The sequence below is a fragment of the Pseudomonas azotoformans genome, from assembly GCF_900103345.1.
Classification (GTDB): domain Bacteria; phylum Pseudomonadota; class Gammaproteobacteria; order Pseudomonadales; family Pseudomonadaceae; genus Aquipseudomonas; species Aquipseudomonas azotoformans.
The window spans coordinates 4,249,650-4,271,275 of sequence record NZ_LT629702.1 but is presented as its reverse complement, the minus strand read 5'-3'; the positions used below and the strand labels follow the sequence as shown (position 1 = coordinate 4,271,275).

21 protein-coding genes are annotated in these 21,626 nt (G+C 60.1%); 12 read left to right on the top strand and 9 right to left on the bottom strand.

All coding sequences use genetic code 11. From position 1 onward, the window contains the following. The first annotated feature begins 21 nt into the window (after positions 1 to 21). Positions 22 to 909 (top strand): formate/nitrite transporter family protein, encoded by an 888-nt coding sequence (locus tag BLR69_RS19395; protein ID WP_071494440.1) that lies wholly within the window; start codon positions 22 to 24, stop codon positions 907 to 909. On the opposite strand, the gene BLR69_RS19390 is transcribed toward BLR69_RS19395, so the two are convergent. Then, positions 903 to 2,162, bottom strand: coding sequence for a cation:proton antiporter (locus tag BLR69_RS19390; protein ID WP_071494439.1), 1,260 nt, complete (start codon positions 2,160 to 2,162; stop codon positions 903 to 905). The two genes, BLR69_RS19395 and BLR69_RS19390, sit on opposite strands and share 7 nt — an antisense overlap. Before the next feature lie 194 nt (positions 2,163 to 2,356). On the opposite strand from BLR69_RS19390, the gene BLR69_RS19385 reads away from it, so the two are divergent. Then, positions 2,357 to 2,743, top strand: coding sequence for an MAPEG family protein (locus tag BLR69_RS19385; protein WP_010207167.1), 387 nt, complete (start codon positions 2,357 to 2,359; stop codon positions 2,741 to 2,743). A gap of 271 nt (positions 2,744 to 3,014) precedes the next feature. On the opposite strand, the gene mltA is transcribed toward BLR69_RS19385, so the two are convergent. Continuing rightward, positions 3,015 to 4,199 (bottom strand): murein transglycosylase A, encoded by a 1,185-nt coding sequence (gene mltA / locus BLR69_RS19380; RefSeq protein ID WP_071494438.1) that lies wholly within the window; start codon positions 4,197 to 4,199, stop codon positions 3,015 to 3,017. Positions 4,200 to 4,328: 129 nt separating this feature from the next. On the opposite strand from mltA, the gene BLR69_RS19375 reads away from it, so the two are divergent. Beyond that, positions 4,329 to 4,778: a c-type cytochrome gene (locus tag BLR69_RS19375; protein WP_071494437.1), complete on the top strand. Its 450-nt coding sequence runs from the start codon at positions 4,329 to 4,331 to the stop codon at positions 4,776 to 4,778. Positions 4,779 to 4,784: 6 nt separating this feature from the next. Here the strand turns inward: BLR69_RS19375 and BLR69_RS19370 are convergent, their stop codons facing one another. The 5 genes from BLR69_RS19370 to BLR69_RS19350 all read right to left on the bottom strand — a co-directional run bounded on the left by BLR69_RS19370 (position 4,785) and on the right by BLR69_RS19350 (position 9,762). After that, entirely contained in the window at positions 4,785 to 5,180 is a 396-nt protein-coding gene (locus BLR69_RS19370) for a DUF1090 domain-containing protein (protein WP_071494436.1), read from the bottom strand. A gap of 43 nt (positions 5,181 to 5,223) precedes the next feature. Next, the gene (gene ligB, locus BLR69_RS19365; protein WP_071494435.1) at positions 5,224 to 6,888 is read right to left on the bottom strand and encodes an NAD-dependent DNA ligase LigB; all 1,665 of its coding nucleotides are present in this window, start codon (positions 6,886 to 6,888) and stop codon (positions 5,224 to 5,226) included. Positions 6,889 to 6,983: 95 nt separating this feature from the next. Beyond that, positions 6,984 to 7,334, bottom strand: a complete 351-nt coding sequence (locus tag BLR69_RS19360; RefSeq protein ID WP_071494434.1) for a DUF1090 family protein — start codon at positions 7,332 to 7,334, stop codon at positions 6,984 to 6,986. Between the two features lie 222 nt (positions 7,335 to 7,556). Next, positions 7,557 to 8,747: a methionine adenosyltransferase gene (gene metK / locus BLR69_RS19355; protein WP_071494433.1), complete on the bottom strand. Its 1,191-nt coding sequence runs from the start codon at positions 8,745 to 8,747 to the stop codon at positions 7,557 to 7,559. Positions 8,748 to 8,766: 19 nt separating this feature from the next. Then, complete coding sequence (locus BLR69_RS19350) at positions 8,767 to 9,762, bottom strand: ArsR/SmtB family transcription factor (protein WP_071494432.1); 996 nt, start codon at positions 9,760 to 9,762, stop codon at positions 8,767 to 8,769. A gap of 259 nt (positions 9,763 to 10,021) precedes the next feature. Between BLR69_RS19350 and tkt the strand changes: the two genes are divergently transcribed. From tkt to fba, 6 genes are all read left to right on the top strand, one after another. Further along, positions 10,022 to 12,019, top strand: coding sequence for a transketolase (gene tkt, locus BLR69_RS19345; RefSeq protein ID WP_071490328.1), 1,998 nt, complete (start codon positions 10,022 to 10,024; stop codon positions 12,017 to 12,019). A 138-nt stretch (positions 12,020 to 12,157) separates the two neighbouring features. Continuing rightward, the gene (epd, locus tag BLR69_RS19340) at positions 12,158 to 13,216 is read left to right on the top strand and encodes an erythrose-4-phosphate dehydrogenase (protein WP_071494431.1); all 1,059 of its coding nucleotides are present in this window, start codon (positions 12,158 to 12,160) and stop codon (positions 13,214 to 13,216) included. Between the two features lie 17 nt (positions 13,217 to 13,233). Next, complete coding sequence (locus BLR69_RS19335; RefSeq protein WP_071494430.1) at positions 13,234 to 14,397, top strand: phosphoglycerate kinase; 1,164 nt, start codon at positions 13,234 to 13,236, stop codon at positions 14,395 to 14,397. Positions 14,398 to 14,426: 29 nt separating this feature from the next. Next, positions 14,427 to 14,654, top strand: coding sequence for a hypothetical protein (locus BLR69_RS19330; protein WP_071494429.1), 228 nt, complete (start codon positions 14,427 to 14,429; stop codon positions 14,652 to 14,654). Between the two features lie 61 nt (positions 14,655 to 14,715). Next, a complete protein-coding gene (locus BLR69_RS19325) occupies positions 14,716 to 15,051 on the top strand; it encodes an MliC family protein (RefSeq protein ID WP_071494428.1) in 336 nt (111 codons plus the stop codon). Between the two features lie 271 nt (positions 15,052 to 15,322). Then, the gene (fba, locus tag BLR69_RS19320) at positions 15,323 to 16,387 is read left to right on the top strand and encodes a class II fructose-bisphosphate aldolase (RefSeq protein ID WP_003177554.1); all 1,065 of its coding nucleotides are present in this window, start codon (positions 15,323 to 15,325) and stop codon (positions 16,385 to 16,387) included. A gap of 756 nt (positions 16,388 to 17,143) precedes the next feature. Here fba and BLR69_RS19315 read toward each other — a convergent pair. Continuing rightward, positions 17,144 to 17,809, bottom strand: coding sequence for a polysaccharide lyase family 7 protein (locus BLR69_RS19315; protein WP_071494427.1), 666 nt, complete (start codon positions 17,807 to 17,809; stop codon positions 17,144 to 17,146). Positions 17,810 to 18,119: 310 nt separating this feature from the next. Between BLR69_RS19315 and BLR69_RS19310 the strand changes: the two genes are divergently transcribed. Genes BLR69_RS19310 through BLR69_RS19300 form a run of 3 tightly spaced genes read left to right on the top strand, consistent with a single transcriptional unit; the run spans position 18,120 to position 21,084 of the window. After that, positions 18,120 to 20,225, top strand: coding sequence for a putative bifunctional diguanylate cyclase/phosphodiesterase (locus tag BLR69_RS19310; protein WP_071494426.1), 2,106 nt, complete (start codon positions 18,120 to 18,122; stop codon positions 20,223 to 20,225). A 42-nt stretch (positions 20,226 to 20,267) separates the two neighbouring features. After that, positions 20,268 to 20,768, top strand: coding sequence for a M48 metallopeptidase family protein (locus tag BLR69_RS19305; protein WP_071494425.1), 501 nt, complete (start codon positions 20,268 to 20,270; stop codon positions 20,766 to 20,768). Positions 20,769 to 20,787: 19 nt separating this feature from the next. After that, a complete protein-coding gene (locus BLR69_RS19300; RefSeq protein ID WP_033898013.1) occupies positions 20,788 to 21,084 on the top strand; it encodes a winged helix-turn-helix domain-containing protein in 297 nt (98 codons plus the stop codon). Here the strand turns inward: BLR69_RS19300 and BLR69_RS19295 are convergent. Next, positions 21,075 to 21,533, bottom strand: coding sequence for a GNAT family N-acetyltransferase (locus BLR69_RS19295; protein ID WP_071494424.1), 459 nt, complete (start codon positions 21,531 to 21,533; stop codon positions 21,075 to 21,077). The genes BLR69_RS19300 and BLR69_RS19295 overlap by 10 nt on opposite strands. Between the last annotated feature and the right edge of the window lie 93 nt (positions 21,534 to 21,626).

Genomic DNA, 21,626 nt, shown 5'->3' with positions numbered 1-21,626 from the left:
CCCCTTGGACTCTGAAGCATCATGGCCACCAACGCAGACGGCAAGACCCCCAACCTGTCGCAGGAAGAGCAACAGGATGTCGACAAGAACCAGCCGCCCCGCGCGGCGGTTTTGCATGAAATCATCCGCACCCAGGGCGATCAGGAACTGGAGCGCAGTGTCGCCGCCCTGTGGTGGTCGGCACTCGCCGCCGGGCTGACCATGGGCCTGTCGCTGATGGCCATGGGGTTGCTCAACTCCCGCCTGCCGGAGGGTGAAGCCTTCAAGGTAATTGCCAGCTTCGGTTACTGCGCAGGCTTCCTCGCGGTAATCCTCGCGCGCCAGCAATTGTTCACTGAAAACACCCTGACCGCCGTGTTGCCGGTGATGAGCAAGCCTACCCTGGGCAATGCCGGTCGCCTGTTGCGGTTATGGTCGGTGGTGCTGGTGGGCAACCTGTGCGGCACCTTGCTGGTGGCGTACGTGATGCTGCACTTGCCGATCTTCGATACCAGGACCGACATGGCCTTCCTTGAGATCGGGCGCAAGATCATGGAAAACGACCCCGGCCAGATGTTCGCCAAGGGCATCGTTTCCGGCTGGATGATCGCCACCATGGTGTGGATGATCCCGTCCATGGAGAGTGCCAAGATGTGGATCATCATCCTGATCACCTACCTCATGGCATTGGGCGACTTCACCCACATCGTTGTCGGCTCGGCGGAAGTGTCGTATCTGGTGTTTGCCGGCGAGTTGCCGTGGAAGGACTTCTGGCTGGTGTTCGCCGGGCCGACCCTGGCGGGCAATATCATTGGCGGCAGCTTTATCTTTGCACTGATCAGTCATGCGCAGATTCGCAGCGAAAGCAGCCTGCCGGGCAAAAAAGCTGCGGACCCGAGGCATCCGCAGCCGATCGACAAGGATCAGTGAGTGTCAGGCGTGGCCTGGGGCTCGTCCCGGGTTACGCGCTTGACCAGCTTGCCAATGCTCAACCCCTGCAACAGGATCGACGACAGCACCACGATGTAGGTGATGCTCAGCAGCAAATCGCGCTCCGGGCCCAGCGGCAGGGCCAAGGCCAGTGCCACTGAAACCCCGCCGCGCAAACCACCCCAGGTCAGGATGCGGATGGTCCCGCGTGGCACCGTACGCCAGCGGCGCAGCAACAGAATGGCCGGGGCCACCGTCAGCAGGCGCGACAGCAGGATCGCCACGGCCAGCAGGCTGGCGGCGAACACGTGCAGCCAGTTGAACGGCAACAGCAACAGTTCCATGCCGATCAGTGCAAACAGCAGGGCGTTGAGCATGTCGTCGAGCAGTTCCCAGAAGCCATCCAGGTAGCGACGAGTCATATCGTTCATGGCCAGCTTGCGCCCCAGGTTGCCGATGATCAGGCCGGCGACCACCATCGCGATCGGTGCCGAGACGTGCAACTCGGTGGCCATTGCCGAGCCTCCGATGACCAGTGCCAGGGTCAGCATCACTTCGATTTGGTGCTGCTCGATGCTTTTGATCATCAGGTAGACGAGGTAGCCGATCAGGCCGCCGAACACCACGCCGCCGATCGCCTCATGGGCAAACAGCATCGCCGTTGCACCAGCAGTGGGTGTTTCGCCCAGCTGCGCGATACCGAGCAACACGGTAAACACCACCACGGCCGTGCCGTCATTGAACAGCGATTCACCGACGATGGTGGTTTTCAGGGGTTTCGAGGCGTTGGCGGTGCGTAGTACGCCCAGTACCGCAATCGGATCGGTAGGCGAGATCAGCGCGCCGAACAGCAGGCAATAGAGGAAGCTGACATGCCAGCCAAACAAGGCAAAGATGTAATACGCCAGGCTGCCGATCACCACGGTGGCGATCAACACGCCAAAGGTCGCCAGCAGGCCGATGGGCCAGCGGTAGCTGCGCAGGTCGTTCAGGTTGACGTGCAAGGCGCCGGCGAACAGCAGGAACGAGAGCATCCAGTTCATCAGCAAATCACCGAAGTCGATCTGGCCGATCAGTTGCTGGATGCGTTCCTCAAGACCGGGGTAGCCGAGAAAACTCAAGCCTTGCAGGATCAGTGAAAACACCAGCGCCGTGACCATCACGCCGATGGTGGGTGGCAGGCCGATAAAGCGAAAGTTCACGTAGGTGAGCAGGGTGGTGAGGCAGATGAAGGCGGCGACAAGTTCAAGCATCCGGGGTCCTTGGAGAGTGGGAGGTGGATCATCAATGGGTGGATGGACCGCAACAGCAGCGCGATGTTGCAAGGCATTGCAGAAAACGCCAGCGAACCTTTGGCTGTGTCGTGGTTCATAGCGGATGAGTGCGATTTGGTATTTTTAGTGCTAAAACTCTAATCGCTGTTTAAAACTACAAAAAGGAACGTGTGATGACAGTCGCTTTCTGGTGTGTGTTGATCGCAATTTTTCTGCCTTACCTGTGCACGGGCGTGGCCAAGTTCAGCGGTGGCAAGTTCGGGCCACGGCAAAACCACGACCCCCGTGCTTTCCTGGACACCCTCGAAGGGTTTGCCAAGCGGGCTCACAGTGCACAACTCAACAGCTTTGAGGTGACGCCGGCGTTTGCGGCGGCGGTGATCATCGCGCACCTGGCAGGTACGGCCGAATTGGTGACCATCAATGTGCTGGCCGTGCTGTTTATCACCAGTCGCCTGCTGTACATCATCTGCTACCTGGCGGACTGGGCGATGCTGCGTTCGCTGGTGTGGTTTGTGGGGATGGCGTTGATTGCGAGTTTCTTCTTCGTTTCGATCTGACGGTTGAAGCAGATTCCTTGTGGGTGTGGGCTTTGCTGGTGAGCGTGCTTTTTGTGTTATGAGCGTGCTTGTTGTGGTGAGCGGGCTTGCCCCGCGTTGGGTGGCGAAGCCGCCCCAGAACCATACACCTCGGTGTGCCTGAAGAAATGTGGTGAGGCTGATGAGGGCTGCTGCGCAGCCCAACGCGGGGCAAGCCCGCTCACCACAACAGGCCAAGCCCGCCCACTAGCAAGGCTGCTCACCCCACTGAACCAAGTTGGACAGACCGCTTTCAGGTCCCGGCAGGTGCATCCGGCACCTGCGGCAATACTGCGCCCTTGGGCCACAACATCCATATCTGCCCTTGCTGTTTCATGTTGCCCGCCAATTCTCCCGCTGCCTCACCAGTGCCCCAGAACAGGTCCGCACGCACTTCGCCGGTGATTGCACCGCCGGTGTCCTGGGCGGCGACGGGCCTTGTGATGGGTGAGCCATCCGGTTTGGTAGTCGATAGCCACAACAGGCTGCCCAGCGGAATCACCTTGCGATCCACCGCCACGCTGTAGCCGGCCGTCAACGGCACGTTCAGCGAACCCCGCGGGCCTTCGTTACTGTCGGGGCGGGCGCTGAAGAAGACGTAGCTGGGGTTGCTCGCCAGCAGTTCCGGGATGCGCTGCGGGTTGGCCTTGGCCCAGGCGCTGATGGCGCCCATGGTCACCTCTTCTTTCTTCAACTGACCTTGCTCCACCAACCAGCGGCCGATGGGACGATAGGGGTAGCCATTCTGGTCGCCATAACCGACGCGCAGTTGGCGCCCTCCGGCCAGTTGGATCCGGCCTGAGCCCTGGATTTGCAGAAATTGCAGGTCCATCGGGTCAGTCAGCCATGCAATCGGTTTGGCTGTAGAGCCCTGGCCGTTGATGGCGCTGGCATCGTCGTAAGGTTTGAGCACACGGCCTTCCAGGCGACCGCGCAGGCGTTTGCCCTTGAGTTCGGGGTAGATGCTTTCCAGGTTAACGATGATCAGGTCGTCCGGTACGCCATATACCGGGACGTTGGCTTTGGCGGTCTTGGTCAGGCTGCCGGGGTAGACCGGTTCGTAGTAGCCGGTAATCAGACCGTTTGGGGTGTTGTCGGCCGAGCGCAGGCCGAACACGTCCAGGCGCTCCCTGAGAAACCCGCGCACGGCCGTGGCATCGGCTGGCACAGTGGTGGCGGCTGCGCAGGTTGTGCCCCATATAGGGTCGGCCTTGAGGCGTTGGCAGGCGCTGCGCCAGGATTCAAAACCGGCCAGCAAGTCGTTGTCGGACACTGCTGGTAACGCTTCCCACGGCGCGCTGACATAGGTCGCGACGGCGTGGGGCTTGGAAGTTTCATCTTTGGCTGTTTCTTTGCCCGCGTCGCAGCCGGCCAGCAGCGCGATCATCGGCAGAGCCCACGCCAGGCGGCGGCTCCAGGGTTTCAAGGTGACATTCATACAAGTACTTCCTGAAGCGATTGCCCACGCAACAGCGCCTTAGGGCAACCCTTATTATTAATAGGGCTATTGGTCTTTGAGGGCGGGGCGAGGATACTGGCCGCCGTTTCCCGTGACCTCGAAGCCACCATGACTTTTAAACGACTGACCGTTGTACTCCTGGCCTGCCTGACCCTTTGCGCCTGTGGCGGCGTTGATCCGAATTCGCCGCTGGGCCAGCGCAAGGCAATCTTCAAACAGATGCTCAAGACTGGTGAAGACCTGGGTGGCATGTTGCGTGGGCGCATCCCGTTCGACGGCGGCAAATTCGCCGAAGGTGCGGTCAAGCTGGACGCCTTGTCCCATGAGCCTTGGAAACATTTCCCAAGCGTGCGCGAAGAAGATCACACCAGCGCCAAGGACGATGTCTGGCAAAAACAGGCGCAATTCCAGCAGATGGCCCGTAACCTTGAGGCGGCCACCGGTGAATTGGTGACCGCCAGCCAGGTGCAGCCTTACAAGGCCAGCAACCTGGGGCTGGCGGTGCAGAAAGTCGAAGATGCCTGCAGCGCCTGCCATAAACAGTTCCGAGACCACTGACCGGTTTTACTGGTCGAGTTCTTCCACGGCGTCCTGCAGTTCTTTGCGGGACTCGGCGAGCTTATCCTTGCGCTTGTTGATCTTGTCCGCGTCGCCTTTCTTCATGGCCTTGTCGAGGTCGGCCTGACGGCGGCTGACTTCGTGCTTGGCGTCGAGCACCTTGTTCTCCCGTTCCTTCTTCAGGGAGGCGTCGGTGCAGTTGGCGGTGACTTCACTCAGGGCTTTTTCCAGGCCGGCTTGTTGCGCGCTGTTGCCGTGGGCCTTGGCTTGTTCGATCTGGGTACTGATGGCTTGGCGCTTGGCAGCGCAGCCGGTGAGTGGGGCGGCTTGTTCGGCGGCCAGCAACGGTGTGGTCATGAAGCTTGCGACGGTCAGCAAGGCAAAAGGGACTAGAAATTTCATGTGGGGCTCCAAAGTCGCGGTCTGATGGCGGGGAAAGGGCGGTTCAAAACCCATCTATCCCCGCCATGCGTAATGTTTCAGCCAAGGCTTGTATGTGTGGGTCGCGAAAAAAAGCGCTCAGTTGCGCTGCGCGACCCGGGCCGATGCCATCAATGTTCAGCCAGGCCTGGGTGTCTCTGGCAACCAGCGTCTGCCAGTTGCCCTCCAAGTTGTTACGTGCCGCAGGCGGTATACCCAGGGCCTTGAGCCATTGTGCAAAGGGTCGCTGCCGAGCGCTGTGAAGGCTTTCGAGCACGCGTGCGCGGCTGCGGTCACCGAAGCCCTCAATGTTAGCAAGCTCTGCCGCGTCCAGGGTTAACCAATCGAGAAAGCCTGCGATTAGACCGGCCTGGATCAATACGTTCCAGGTCTCGCGACCTATGTGCGGCAACGCGAGGCCCTGGTTGCCGCTGAGCCAGGTAAGGCGTGCCAGTAATTGTTCCTCGCAATCAGGGTCAAGCTGCCAGCAGCTCATCGCATGGAATTTCCCAGGGTTGGGCACTGGCAGGTCGGCCCTTGTGGTGCTGCGCAGGATCACCTCGTCCAACCGCGGGATCACCTGGCCTGTCAGGCTGATGGAAACCTGGTCGCCGGGCCGGATATCCAGCGTTTGCCAGCGTGCCAATGAGCCGACGCTCACTCGACTGATTTTTCGGTCGTCCAGCCGCACCGGCTCCAGTTCCAACATAGGGGTTATGCGCCCGGTGCGCCCGATCTTGAACTGCACGTTGCGCACCAGTGCCAGGGTTTTGGCCGCCGGGTACTTCCAGGCAACCGCCCAGTACGGCGCATTGACCTGCCAGCGTTCGGCGGGTGCGCGCTGCGCCTGGTGCAGCACCACGCCATCGCTGGCGAACGGCAATGGATGGTTGTACCAGTAGGTGCGCCAATGCGTGGCTTCGGTGATGTCTCGAATGGGGTGGCTGTAGCGCCGGCTATCGGTGAAGCCCAAGCGCTCCAGTGTGGCCAGGCGTTCGGTAAACGCTGACGGTCCTTTTGGCCAGGCCCAGACAAACAGGCCAATGCCTTTGGCGTCGGTGTTGCTCAGCTGTTTGCGGTTCATCAGCCCGGCCACTTTGCTGCGGGCGTTGAGCCCACCGTTTGCCGATTGCACATGGTCGTCGAGGCGCCAATAGAGTTCGCCTTGCAATACGAGATCAATGGGCTCGGGCAACTGCTGGATTATGCCGGGGATCTTGTATGCGGAGGCGGACCAGTCGTGGCCCCTTGCCCCGTCGCCGCGGCTGATGACTTGGCTCAGGCGCCCCTTGCGATACACCAGGGTCACCGCCACACCGTCCACCTTCGGTTGAATCCAGACATCCTCGCGAGTGGCCAGCCAGGCAGCGGCTGCCTGTTCATCCGGCAGTTTCTCCAGGCCTGTATGGGCAACGGGATGCGGACGGGTACCGCGTGCACTCGCCAGTGGGTTGTCCGGCGTCGCAATAGTGCCGGGGAAGCACTGGCGCCAGTGGGCCAGGCGCTGGCGGGCCTGGTCGTATAGTTCATCGCTGACAGGGGATTGGCCTAGCCGGTGGTAGCTGTCATCCCACTGGCGCAACTGTTCGGCCAGGGTGCTGACCTGTGCCCGAGCTTCGACGGGGCAGTCTTCGGCCCATAGGCTGAGCGGTAAAATACTGAGTAAAAGGGCAATCGATAGACGCATCATGAGCATCCTTGCTCGAAAAGGGCGCCCAGCCTAAAGGAACCTGGCGGCCACAAAAAAGCCCCGACAGTGCGGGGCTTTTTACCGGGTGTTTCTGTTTACTTGAACAGGCCGCCCAGGGCTTTCACAGCGTCGGGTTTATCAGCCTTGGCTTCCTGTGTCTGCTGCTTGGCGTCGGCTTTGGCCTGCGCTTCGGAAAGTTTGTCACAACCTTTGTTGATCTGGTCCTGTGCGGCTTTGAAGGCCTTCACTTTCAAAGTGTCCTTCTGGGCTTCGGCTGCATCAATCTTGGTTTGCAGGTCGGCGGCTTGCTTCTGGCAGTCGCCCGAATTGCCACCACCCAGTTGCGAGCTCAGGGCGCCGCTCAGTGCGCTCAGGTCGGCGGCATGCGCCGGCAGGGTGAACAGGCTGAGCAGAAGGGCGGCGGGGGCGAGCGTGGAGATGCGCATGAAAAACCTCAATGTTCGATTGCCTGCACGCTTGGGAATCCCGGGCTGGCGCAGGGCAATATCCAAATAAGGTGAGAGGCCCGGGAGGGCGCGGATTCTAGAGGGCCATCATTGGGCCTGCAAGCTTTGGATCCAAAAAGCGTGAAGACCGTCGCGCAAAATGCCGTGCAATAAAAAGCCCCGCCGAGTGAACCCGGCGGGGCTTTTGTGCACCTTGAGCGATTACAGGCCGGCGGCGATACGCAGGTCGTTGGCGCGGTCGGTTTTTTCCCAGGTGAAGGTGGTGAAGGTGTCGTCGCCGACAGTCTTCTGCGCAGGGGTGCGACCGAAGTGGCCGTAGGCTGCGGTTTCCTGATACATCGGGTGCAGCAGGTCGAGCATGGTGGTGATCGCGTAGGGGCGCAGGTCGAAGATCTCACGCACCAGCTTGACGATCTTGTCATCGCTGATCTTGCCGGTGCCGAAGGTATTCAGCGAGATGGACGTAGGCTGGGCCACGCCGATAGCGTAGGACACCTGGATCTCGCAACGCTCGGCCAGGCCGGCCGCGACGATATTCTTCGCCACGTAACGACCAGCGTAGGCCGCCGAACGGTCAACCTTGGACGGGTCTTTACCCGAGAATGCGCCGCCGCCGTGACGGGCCATGCCGCCGTAGCTGTCGACGATGATCTTGCGACCGGTCAGGCCGCAGTCGCCCACCGGGCCACCGATGATGAACTGGCCAGTCGGGTTGATGTGGAACTGGGTGTCCTTGCTCAGCAGCTCGGCCGGCAGCACGTGCTTGACGATCAGCTCCATCACACCTTCGCGCAGGTCGGCGTAGGACACGTCCGGGTTGTGCTGGGTCGACAGTACAACGGCGTCGATACCCACGACTTTGCCGCCTTCATAACGGCAAGTCACCTGGGACTTGGCGTCCGGGCGCAGCCACGGCAGCAGGCCGGATTTGCGGGCTTCGGCCTGGCGCTGCACAAGCTGGTGCGAGAAGGTGATCGGTGCTGGCATCAGCACGTCGGTTTCGTTGCTGGCGTAGCCGAACATAAGGCCCTGGTCGCCGGCGCCCTGGTCTTCCGGCTTGGCGCGGTCGACACCCTGGTTGATGTCGGGGGACTGCTTGCCGATGATGTTCATCACGCCGCAGGTCGCGCCGTCGAAGCCGACGTCGGAGCTGTTGTAGCCGATGTCGGTGATCACATCACGAACCAGTTTCTCGAGGTCAACCCAGGCGGTGGTGGTCACTTCGCCAGCGATGATCGCTACGCCGGTTTTCACCAGGGTCTCGCACGCCACGCGGGCGAACTTGTCTTCAGCAATGATGGCGTCCAGCACCGCATCAGAAATCTGGTCGGCGATTTTGTCCGGATGCCCTTCAGACACGGACTCGGAGGTGAAAAGGGAGTATTCGCTCATCTCGATGTTTTCCTGATATTTACCGATGGTGAGTGTCGCCAGCCGGCCGCTGAAAATGGCGGACCTGGATCTGGAAACCGTTACGTAAACCTACATAGAGGCTTTCCCCGGGAACGAGTCCCGCAGCGGTGGCCCAACGGGCCAGATCATCCTGTTCAAAACCCAACCAGAGATCACCGCAGGCCTCCCTGGCCCAATTCTGGTTGTGGCTGCATAAATCCGTAACCAATAGGCTACCGCCGGGGTGCAGCAGCCCGGCCATTTGCTTGAGGGCATCGGCGGGGGCGGCGAAATGGTGCAAGACCATGTTCAGTACCACGCAGTCGGCCTTGATTATCGTGCTGCTCAGTGCGTCGGCCAGTTGCAGTTGGACATTGCCCAGCGACTCGCGCTGGCAGAGCTGGCGTGCCAGTTCGAGCATCGCCGGGCTGTTATCGAGCGCCGTGACCTGATGAAAGCGCCGCGCCAGTTCTGGCAGAAAACCGCCATCGCCCGGGCCGACTTCCAGCGCCGTGGCTTCAGCACTGAAGCTCAGCTTATCCAGCAGCGCCAGTACGCTGTCGCGGTACTGGGGCAAGCCTGCAATCAGGTCCTGCTGAGCACGAAACTTCTCTGCAACCCGTGCGAAAAAGTCTTGGCTCGCGGCAGCGCGTTGCCCATGCACTTCGCCGATGCGCGACTGCACGTCGGCCGGCAGGCTCAGATTGTCCACCTCTTCTAACAGTGCGGCGTGCAGCTTGCCGCCGAGCAGTTCTGTGTGGGGAAGGGCGCGACGGTAGAAAATTGCATTGCCTTCGCGGCGGGTGGCCACCAGGTCGGCCTGTGCCAGTACCTTCAAGTGGTGGCTCATGCCGGACTGGCCGATGGCGAAGATCTGCGCCATTTCCAGTACGCCAAAGGAGTCGTTGGCCAGTGCGCGCAGTACGTTCAGACGCAACGGGTCGCCAGCGGCCTTGCACAAGGCTGCCAGGTCATCGCCGTCGTCGGCGCGTAATGAGGACATGGGTAGATTCATAAGGCCAGCAGTCTAGTGACGGGTGGAATGCACCGCAAGGTCAATATCAAAAAGTTTTGATATTGGTCGATAAGTGGCGGTTATAAGCAGCCGCTATAACCTTTGGACGAACCAGTGACCGGTTTCTGCAACGCAATGCCGCCCAAAGCACAGGAAAAACACCTCCAAGTGACTATCTGTCATTGCCCAGAGGCGGTGGCTGAGGGAAAATGCCGGTCCTTTTTTCCGTTTCATTTATGCAAACCCCAGGAGATCAGCGATGCCCAGCCGTCGTGAGCGTGCCAACGCCATTCGTGCCCTCAGCATGGATGCCGTGCAAAAAGCCAACAGCGGCCATCCCGGTGCCCCGATGGGCATGGCGGATATCGCCGAGGTACTTTGGCGTGACTACCTGAAACACAACCCGAGCAACCCGTCCTTTGCCGACCGTGACCGCTTCGTGCTGTCCAACGGCCACGGCTCGATGCTGATCTACTCGCTGCTGCACCTGACCGGCTATGACGTCACCATCGATGACCTGAAAAGCTTCCGCCAGCTGCACAGCCGCACCCCGGGCCACCCGGAATTCGGCTACACCCCAGGCGTCGAGACCACCACCGGTCCCCTGGGCCAAGGCCTGGCCAACGCCGTAGGCTTCGCGCTGGCTGAAAAAGTCCTGGGCGCGCAATTCAACCGCCCTGGCCACGACATCGTCGATCACCACACCTATGTGTTCCTGGGTGATGGCTGCATGATGGAAGGCATTTCCCACGAAGTTGCTTCCCTGGCCGGCACCCTGGGCCTGGGCAAGCTGATTGCCTTCTACGACGACAACGGCATCTCCATCGACGGCGAAGTCGAAGGCTGGTTCACCGATGACACCCCGAAGCGTTTTGAAGCCTACAACTGGCAGGTGATCCGCAACGTCGACGGTCATGACCCGGAAGAGATCAAGACCGCCATCGACACCGCTCGCAAGAGCGCGCAGCCGACCCTTATCTGCTGCAAGACCACCATCGGCTTCGGTTCGCCGAACAAGCAAGGCAAAGAAGACTGCCACGGCGCCCCGCTGGGTGACGCGGAAATTGCCCTGACCCGTGAAGCGTTGAAGTGGAACCACGGCCCGTTCGAAATCCCGGCCGACATCTACGCCGAGTGGAGCGCCAAGGAAAAGGGCCTGGCCACCGAAGCCGAGTGGGACCAGCGCTTCGCTGCCTACTCCGCCGAATTCCCTGAGTTGGCCAACGAACTGGTACGCCGTCTCGCCGGTGACCTGCCTGCCGACTTCTCGGAAAAAGCCTCGGCCTACATCGCCGAAGTCGCGGCTAAAGGCGAGACCATCGCCAGCCGTAAAGCCAGCCAGAACACCCTGAACGCCTTTGGCCCGCTGCTGCCTGAGATCCTCGGCGGTTCGGCCGACCTGGCCGGTTCCAACCTGACCCTGTGGAAAGGCTGCAAAGGTGTCTCGGCTGAAGACGCCAGCGGCAACTACATGTACTACGGCGTGCGTGAGTTCGGCATGAGTGCCATCATGAACGGCGTATCCCTGCATGGCGGCCTGGTGCCTTACGGCGCGACCTTCCTGATGTTCATGGAATACGCCCGCAACGCCGTACGCATGGCTGCGCTGATGAAAAAGCGCGTGATCCACGTGTACACCCACGACTCCATCGGCCTGGGCGAGGACGGCCCGACGCACCAGCCGGTCGAGCAACTGACCAGCCTGCGTACCACGCCGAACCTGGATTGCTGGCGCCCAGCCGACGCGGTGGAATCCGCCGTGGCCTGGAAGCACGCCATCGAGCGCAAGGACGGCCCTTCGGCGCTGATCTTCTCGCGTCAGAACCTGCAGCACCAGGTGCGTACCGACGCGCAGATCGCCGACATCAGCCGTGGTGGCTACGTGCTCAAGGACTGCATCGGCGAGCCGGAGCTGATCCTGATCTCCACCGGTTCCGAAGTGGGCCTGACCGTCCAGGCGTACGACAAGCTGACTGCCCAAGGCCGCAATGTACGTGTGGTGTCCATGCCATGCACCAGCGTGTTCGAAGCCCAGGACGCCGGCTACAAGCAATCGGTGCTGCCGTTGCAGGTCAGCGCGCGTATCGCCATCGAAGCGGCTCACGCCGACTACTGGTACAAGTACGTGGGCCTGGAAGGCCGTGTAATCGGCATGACCACCTACGGTGAGTCGGCGCCGGCGCCAGCGTTGTTCGAAGAGTTCGGTTTCACCCTGGAAAACATCCTGGGCCAGGCTGAAGAGCTGCTGGAAGACTAAGTCAGTCTGCGTTGTCTGTACTGGCGCCATCGCGGGCAAGCCCGCTCCCACATTTGGATCGCGGTCTAATGTGGGAGCGGGCTTGCCCGCGATGGCGATGGTGCTTTCAACACCGAACTACCCTTGATCGAGAACCCCATGCCTCAACCGCGTCCCTACAAAGTTGCTCTCAACGGCTACGGCCGCATTGGTCGTTGCGTCTTGCGTGCTCTGTTCGAGCGAGGGGCGGCGGCCGGGTTTGAAATTGTTGCGATCAACGATCTGGCCGACATGGCCAGCATTGAATACCTGACACGCTTTGACTCCACCCACGGCCGGTTCCCCGGCGAAGTGCGGGTCGAGGGCGATTGTCTGCACATTAATGGCAGCTGCGTGCAAGTGTTGCGCAGTGCCACCCCCGAAGGCATCGACTGGAAGGCATTGGGCGTCGACCTGGTGCTGGAGTGTTCCGGTGTCTACCACACCCGTGCCGATGGCCAGCGTTTCCTCGACGCCGGCGCGCCGCGTGTGCTGTTTTCCCAGCCGATGGCCAGCGAGGCGGATGTCGACGCCACCATCGTCTACGGCATCAACCAGGATTGCCTGACCGGTGCTGAACGGCTGGTGTCCAACGCCTCCTGTACCACCAACTGCAGTGTGCCGCTGTTGCGCCTCCTGGATCAGGCGATCGGTCTGGACTATGTGTCGATCACCACGATTCACTCGGCGATGAACGACCAGCCGGTAATCGACGCCTATCACCACGAAGACCTGCGTCGTACGCGTTCGGCGTTCCAGTCAGTGATTCCGGTGTCCACCGGCCTGGCCCGGGGTATCGAGCGTCTGCTGCCGGAACTTGCCGGGCGAATCCAGGCCAAAGCCGTACGGGTGCCGACGGTGAATGTGTCCTGCCTGGATATCACCATGCAGACCGTGAGCGACACCGATGCAACGGAGGTCAACCGGGTCCTGCGCGACGCCGCCACCAGCGGCCCGCTCAAAGGTTTGCTGGCCTACACCGAATTGCCCCACGCCAGCTGCGATTTCAACCATGACCCGCATTCGGCGATTGTCGATGCCAGCCAGACCCGCGTTTCCGGCCCGAGGCTGGTGAACATCCTGGCCTGGTTCGACAACGAATGGGGTTTTGCCAACCGAATGCTGGATGTTGCGGAACATTATCTGCACATCGCCTCTAAACAACCTCATCAACAGTAATTCAGGAACTGCGACCCATGACCGTGTTGAAGATGACCGACCTCGATCTGCAAGGTAAGCGCGTGCTGATCCGCGAAGACCTCAACGTCCCCGTCAAGGACGGTGTTGTCACCAGCGATGCGCGAATCCTGGCTTCGCTGCCGACCATCAAGCTGGCCCTGGAAAAAGGTGCGGCCGTGATGGTCTGCTCCCACCTGGGTCGTCCGACCGAAGGTGAGTTCTCCGCCGAAAACAGCCTCAAGCCTGTGGCCGACTACCTGAGCGAGGCCCTGGGCCGCGACGTGCCATTGGTCGCTGATTACCTGGGTGGTGTCGAGGTGAAAGCCGGTGACATCGTGCTGTTCGAGAACGTGCGCTTCAACAAAGGCGAGAAAAAGAACAGCGACGAACTGGCCCAGCAATACGCGGCGCTGTGCGACGTGTTCGTGATGGACGCCTTCGGCACCGCCCACCGAGCCGAAGGCTCCACCCACGGCGTGGCCAAGTTCGCCAAGGTTGCGGCAGCTGGCCCGTTGCTGGCGGCTGAACTGGATGCACTGGGCAAGGCCCTGGGCGCGCCGGCACAACCGATGGCCGCCATCGTGGCCGGTTCCAAGGTGTCGACCAAGCTGGACGTGCTCAACAGCCTGAGCCAGATCTGCAACCAGCTGATCGTCGGCGGCGGCATTGCCAACACCTTCCTGGCGGCTGCCGGTCACCCGGTAGGCAAATCCCTGTACGAGCCGGACCTGCTCGACACCGCCCGTGCCATCGCCGCCAAAGTCAGCGTGCCGCTGCCGGTGGACGTGGTTGTGGCCAAGGAATTCGCCGAAAGCGCCGAAGCCACCGTCAAGCTGATCGCTGACGTGGCCGCCGACGACATGATCCTGGATATCGGCCCGCAAACCGCGGCCAACTTTGCAGAACTGCTGAAAGCCTCCCAGACCATCCTGTGGAACGGCCCAGTCGGTGTGTTCGAATTCGACCAGTTCGGCAACGGCACCAAAGTGCTGGCCAAGGCCATCGCCGAAAGCTCGGCCTTCTCCATCGCTGGCGGCGGCGACACCCTGGCGGCCATCGATAAATATGGCGTTGCTGACCAGATCTCCTACATTTCTACCGGTGGCGGTGCGTTCCTCGAGTTCGTCGAGGGCAAGGTGCTGCCGGCCGTCGAAGTGCTGGAAACCCGAGCCAAAGGCTGAGGCTCGTGATCCGGAAAAGGAGTATTCCCATGATCAAGTCGTTGGCATTGGTGATCGCAGCGGGCCTGTTGGCCGGCTGCGGCAGCACGACGAACGCGAAGTCTGCGGCAGATGAACCTGCCCCCGGGCAGAAAAAGAGCTGCTACCAGGCCGACTGGCAAGCCGAGACCATGCCGGTGATCAACAAGCGCATCGGCAACGAACGGTTGGAGAAATACGACTCCGCGCCCAACGGTCAGGAACAGGGTTGCCCTTGACGGGTCTGATCAACTAACCGACTGCAGCGGCGGCCCTCGGGTCGCCCTGTGAGGATTGGCAATGAAAGGCGTTTTCGCCCTGGCAGCCCTGGCCTTGTTGGCCGGCTGCAGCAGCATGGACATGTTCAACAGCAAGGCCGAAACGGCCGACAAGTGGACCACCTGGACCTGCGACAGCAAGGCCGAGGTCAACTGGCGCTTTGCCAACCCGGCTAAATCCGAGGTGGATGTACGCCTCGGCGGTTCCGACCAGGTCTACCGCCTCAAGCAGGAGGTTGCCGCCTCGGGCGTGCTGTATGCCAACGACCAATTGGCGTTTCACACAAAAGGTGAGGAAGGCCTGGTTTACTGGGTCGCCACCGATGATTTGATCGGGCGCGGCTGCAAAGCTCAATAGAAACACCAGGGTCTTGAAATTGATGAGATCCAAATGTGGGAGGGGGCTTGCCCCCGATAGCAGTCTGTCAGTGATGAGTCTTTTGACTGATCCACCGCGATCGGGGGCAAGCCCCCTCCCACATTAGATTCGGTTCCAAATTGGGTTCTGAGTCAGCAATAACGATTCAGCAGGCCAGGCATGCAAACCCTGACCGGCAATAACTTGAATAGCAGCCGCCGCTACGGCAGGCTTGCACGATTAACGACCCTCGACCGGGAGAGACAACACAATGGCACTTATCAGCATGCGTCAAATGCTGGACCACGCAGCCGAGTTCGGCTACGGCGTCCCAGCCTTTAACGTCAACAACCTTGAGCAGATGCGCGCCATCATGGAAGCCGCTGACAAGACCGACTCCCCCGTGATCGTCCAGGCTTCGGCTGGTGCCCGCAAATACGCGGGTGCGCCGTTCCTGCGCCACTTGATCCTCGCCGCGATCGAAGAATTCCCGCACATCCCGGTGTGCATGCACCAGGACCACGGCACCAGCCCTGATGTGTGCCAGCGTTCCATCCAACTGGGCTTCAGCTCGGTGATGATGGACGGCTCCCTCGGCGAAGACGGCAAGACCCCGACCGACTACGAATACAACGTACGCGTCACCCAGCAAACCGTAGCCATGGCCCACGCCTGTGGTGTTTCGGTTGAAGGCGAACTGGGCTGCCTGGGTTCCCTGGAAACCGGCATGGCCGGCGAAGAAGACGGCATCGGTGCCGAAGGCGTGCTGGATCACAGCCAGATGCTGACCGACCCGGAAGAAGCCGCCGACTTCGTGAAAAAGACCCAAGTCGACGCCCTGGCCATCGCCATCGGCACCAGCCACGGCGCCTACAAGTTCACCAAGCCGCCTACCGGCGACGTGCTGGCCATCGACCGCATCAAGGAAATCCACAAGCGCATCCCTAACACCCACCTGGTGATGCACGGTTCTTCCTCGGTGCCGCAAGAATGGCTGGCGATCATCAACCAGTACGGCGGCGACATCAAAGAAACCTACGGCGTGCCGGTTGAAGAAATCGTCGAAGGCATCAAGTACGGCGTGCGCAAGGTCAACATCGACACCGACCTGCGTTTGGCATCCACCGGTGCAATGCGTCGCCTGATGGCCACCAACCCGAGCGAATTCGACCCGCGTAAATTCTTTGGCGCCACCGTGACGGCGATGCGTGATGTGTGTATTGCACGTTATGAAGCGTTTGGTACTGCGGGTAATGCGTCGAAGATCAAGCCGATCTCGTTGGAAGCGATGTACCAGCGGTATCTGAAAGGTGAGTTGAACGCTAAGGTTAACTAAGCCAATAGCGCCAAAAAAACCCGCAGAAATGCGGGTTTTTTTATAGCTGTAAAATATGTGTTTAAGGACAGTGAGCAGTTATTTGTCGTGGGTAACGCAATAGTTTGTCAGGTATTGGATAAGCCACCTGGGTACTTACTATAGTTATACCACTGTGAATCTCAGATTCTGTCCTATCTCCGTATATGTTTGAGATGCATTTTCAAGCTCCCAGTAAACGTCATAGACTCCTGAGTTTGGAAGGTAGCATTGTATTTCTTTCTCAAAGTGTTCGCGTTTATTGTTGATATAAGATTGTAGCAGCGCAGCAGTAAGCGTTATTTGTTCCAGAAGCATAGTAGGAAGACCTGCGGACGGCACAGGGTAGCAATAATAAGTCAGCACATCGCCTATCCTGGTGTTGTTGCTCAGTAAGTGCGACAAGACGAGATACCTGAAGGGCCTGGTGACAACTGGCATGTTTTGGGGCGGCGTCGCAAAAGAACCCGGTGGGGTGGCATTGTATATTTTTGGTTGCGACCCGGGGCCAAACCCCGAGACGGCAGGTTGGTTAATGGTGGCTAGCGTTGGCATGTGTTTAACTCCTGAACGGTTCATGAGTTGGACGCACATGATTTTATGAGGTATGCCCTAGTAGGCGCACTGCAAGAAATAGTAATTTTTATGCTGTTTTGCTATAGCGGTAAGACGATCTTAGGAGTTCGTTATATTCAAGCAATCATTCCCCTGCCGTAGCGGGGGATGATTGAAATAACCTTACTCGTGATCAATATCCAACTTGGCAAACGTCACCCGCGCCCCTTCCTTGCTGTTGCCACTGTTGTCCTGCACATACGCCCCGGCCTTGAAGTACAACGGCTTGGCGCCCCACGCCGCGCCAATGCGTTCGTTCCACTCGCCATCCGCGGCATACACACTGAGCAGCCCGGCTTTGTTGAGGTTGATCACATAGGTAAAGCTCTTCTCCAGCGGCACATTGGAGGCAACAATGATCGTGCGCCCTTCATCCTCGTCCGGGCGCATGCGCACTTTGGCGACGATGTTGCCGGTCTGGGTCTTTTCCTTGAACTGATATTCCAGCTTGATCAGCGGTTTCTGGCTGTCATAGGCGTGGATTTGCCCGATCACGATTTTGCCGGAGGACGGCACTTGGTTGACGGCCAGGGTGGCACGCAGGAAGTTGTCTGCATCCGGATAGGTCCAGTTGCGCAGGCGCCCGTCGGCGTAGGTCTCGCGCAGTTCGCTGCGCGGGTAAATGGCGTTTTCGGTACGGGTGCCGGTGACCGGGGTCCAGAATTGGACGTTGCTGCCTTCGGCCTGGAAATATTGGTCGTTGAAGCCGCTCATCAATCTCGGGGTTTCGATGGTCGCGGGCGGAGAGCCGACAGGGATGCTGAGGTTCCAGGTGGATAGGTCGATCATGGCGTAGGCCTTTTTACAGAGGGGTGTAGGCTATGGCCCTTGGGCCAGACAGGTTCTTTATAGGTGGTGTTAACCATCTTGTTAAATCATTGCTGGCGATTTATTGGCGCCAAAGGAATGCCAAAAAGCCATGTTTCCCATGGTTCGTGGCTTGTAGCGGTTGACCGTTAGTCGGCTTCCTGAACTTTGGCGCAATGATGGCACTGAGGTTACTTCTGCTTTTTCAGAACCGGGGCTAGAGTGAGGCCTCAGTGTTTGTCCGGGTTTTCTGTCAGAAATGACCGGAGTAGTCCTAAGGAAGAGACGTAGCATGGAATGCGCTCCACACCACGGCGATGGTCGTTCGGTTCTACTTGTGGTCGATGACTACCCGGAAAACCTGCTCAGCATGCGTGCGCTGTTACAGCGTGAAGACTGGCATGTGGTGACCGCCGCGTCCGGTGTGGAAGCCCTCGAATTATTGCTCAAACACGAAGTCGACCTGGTGCTGCTGGACGTGAAGATGCCCGGCATGGACGGCTTTGAGGTGGCGCGCCTGATGCGCGGCAGCCAGCGCACGCGCATGACACCGATCATTTTCCTCACGGCCCATGCCCAGTCACCCGCGGCAGTGCTCGAAGGTTATGCCAGTGGCGCCATCGACTACCTGTTCAAACCGTTCGACCCGCATATCCTCAAACCCAAGGTCCAGGCGTTGCTGGAACATCAGCGCAATCGCCGGGCCTTGCAGCGCCTGAGTCATGAGTTGGAGTCCGCACGGGCGTTCAATGCCTCGGTGTTGGACAACGCCGCCGAAGGCATCCTGGTGGTGGGCGAGGGCAGCGTGATCGAGTATGCCAACCCGGCCATTTCGCGGCTACTGAACGCCACCCTGGCGGAGTTGCAAGGCGAGAGTTTCCTGAGCTTCCTGCAAAAACCCCATGTGCCGGCTTGGCTGGGGTTCGAGATGTTCCTCGCTTACCGCCAGGGCCAGACTTGGCGCTTGCACGATGCGATCCTGCGGACCAGCCGCGGCCAGCAGGTGCCGGTGGCGTTGTCGTGCGCGCCGCTGCCGGCCGAACAGAAGGCCATGGTAGTGACCGTGCTGGACATGTCTGAAGTGCGTCACCTGCATCAACAATTGGAGTTCCAGGCGGTCACCGACCCGCTGACCGGGCTGTTGAACCGGCGCGGGTTTTACCAGGCGGCGGAAAACATTTTGCTGCGCAGCGAGCGCAACGAACAGTCTCTGGTGCTGCTGTACCTGGACCTTGACGGCTTCAAGCGGGTCAATGATTCCCTCGGCCATGACGCCGGCGACCGCGTGCTGCGCTGGGTATCGGAGCAGTTGCAGGGCTGCCTGCGTTCCTATGACATTCTGGGGCGCATGGGCGGCGATGAGTTCACCGCGTTGCTGGAGCTGGAGTTCCCCGAGCAGGCGGCGAAAATTGCAGAAAAACTGATCGAACGGGTATCTATCTGCCAGCAAGTTGAAGGTTTGGATGTGATGCTCGGTGTCAGTATCGGTATCGCCACCTTCCCGGATTGCGGCTCGGACGTTAACGGTCTGTTGCGCGCGGCAGACATCGCCATGTACGAAGCCAAGCGCGCAGGCCGTCAGCAATATCGCTATTACGACCAGGAAATGAATGGCCGCGCCCGTTCGCGCCTGATGCTGGAAGACAGCGTGCGCACGGCGATTCAAAACAAGGAGTTCACCCTGGTGTACCAGCCGCAGGTGGCGTTGGCGGATGGGCGTGTGCGCGGTGTGGAAGCGCTATTGCGCTGGCAGCACCCGAGTGTCGGCGATGTGCCGCCCGGTCTGTTTCTGCCATTGCTGGAAGAGGCCCGGCTGATCAGCCAGCTCAGCACCTGGATTTACCAACAAGTCGGCGCCCAACTCCAGGCCTGGCACGCCGGCTTCGACGATGAACTGGTGCTCAGCGTGAGCCTGAGCAGCAACCAGTTCAACATGCCCAACCTGGCGAACCAGCTGCAGCAGGTCCTCGAACGACATGGGTTGCCGGGGCGGCAACTGGAGGTGGAAATCAGTGAAGACTGCCTGATGAGCAACCTTGAAGAGTCGGTCAAGCAGCTCAAGTTGCTGCGCCAGATCGGCGTGCGCACCGCCCTGGATGACTTTGGCTTGGGCAATTGTTCCCTGGCGCACCTGCGCGACCTGGCGTTCGACACCCTCAAGCTCGACCCGCAATTGGTCGCTCGCCTGCCGGGCTCGGCGCGAGATGAGGTGATGGCGCGCAGCATTATCGAGCTGTGCGGGCATTTTGATGTAGTGGTGGTGGCTGAGGGGGTGGAAACCCAGGAGCAGGCCCAATGGCTGAAGGCCAATGGCTGCCCGTTCATTCAGGGGCCGATGGCGGCGCAACCGCTGATGGCCGAGGAAGTGAGCGACTGGTGCCACGCTCGCCAACGCTGAATTCGTTACACTGGCGGCCATCCGAACCCTGTTGCAGAGCCCATGACCGCGCTGAAATACCTCCAGGCCTATCCCGCCGCCCTCCAGGAGCAAGTGCGCCAACTGATCGCCAAGGACCAGTTGGGTGCCTACCTGGAGCAACGTTACCCCGAACGCCACACCGTGCAGAGCGACAAGGCCCTTTACGCCTACGCGCTGGCCTTGAAGCAGGAACACCTGCGCAATGCGCCGGCCATCGACAAGGTGCTGTTCGATAATCGCCTGGACCTGACCCACCGCGCCCTCGGCCTGCACACCACCATCTCGCGGGTGCAGGGCGGCAATCTGAAGTCGAAGAAAGAGATCCGCATTGCTGCGCTGTTCAAGGAGGCCGCGCCGCAGTTCCTGCGCATGATCGTGGTGCACGAACTGGCGCACTTCAAGGAATCGGACCACAACAAGGCGTTCTACAAACTCTGCGAGTACATGATGCCGGGCTACCATCAGGTGGAATTCGACCTGCGGGTGTACCTCACGTACCGCGACTTGCTGGGCAAACCCTGACCGCACAAGGCAACCGACCATGGATGTGAGCAAGACCAAGAGCAGCTTCTACCGCCGCCTGTACGTGGCCTACCTGATCGACAGCGGCCAGGCCAGCAGCGTCCCGGCCCTGACCGACGCCACCGGCATGCCCCGGCGCACGGCGCAGGACACGATTGCGGCATTGGCCGATCTGGATATTGTGTGTGAGTTCGAGCAGGAAGACGGTGCCCGCAACCATGCCGGGCACTATCGGATTCGCAGCTGGGGCGCGATTGATCGGCGTTGGATCGAGGCGAACCTCGGCCAGATCAAGCAGGTGCTGGGCTACCCCTGATCCTTTCGCATGCCGATGTGTGGAATATCATCCTCAAGGTATTCCTCACCCGCCACCACAAACCCATACCGCCCGTAATACCCCTGCAAATGCGCCTGGGCTGACAGGAACATCGGTGTCTCGGGCCAGATATCGGCAATCTGCTTGAGCGTCTCTTCCATCATCTGATGTCCCAGCCCGGTGCCGCGCGCCACCGGCGCAACGATCACGCGGCCGATCACCACGTCGCCGCCCTGGGATTCCGGGTCCAGCAGGCGCAGGTAAGCCACCAGTTGATCATCCTGCCACGCCATCAGGTGGTGGGTGTCGCCCGACAAATCCTGCCCATCGAGATCCTGGTACACACATTTCTGCTCGACAACAAACACCTCGTTGCGCAAGCGCAGGATCGCGTAAAGCTGCTCCTTGCCCAGGTCATCGTGGTGTTTGCACACCCATTCAACGGTCATGGCGAGTTCTCTTATCAATGTCTGTTGCGGATAGTAAGCGCAGCGGGCAACGCTGTCTAAATCAACTATTTTTGTGAGTGAAATCAATTTGCC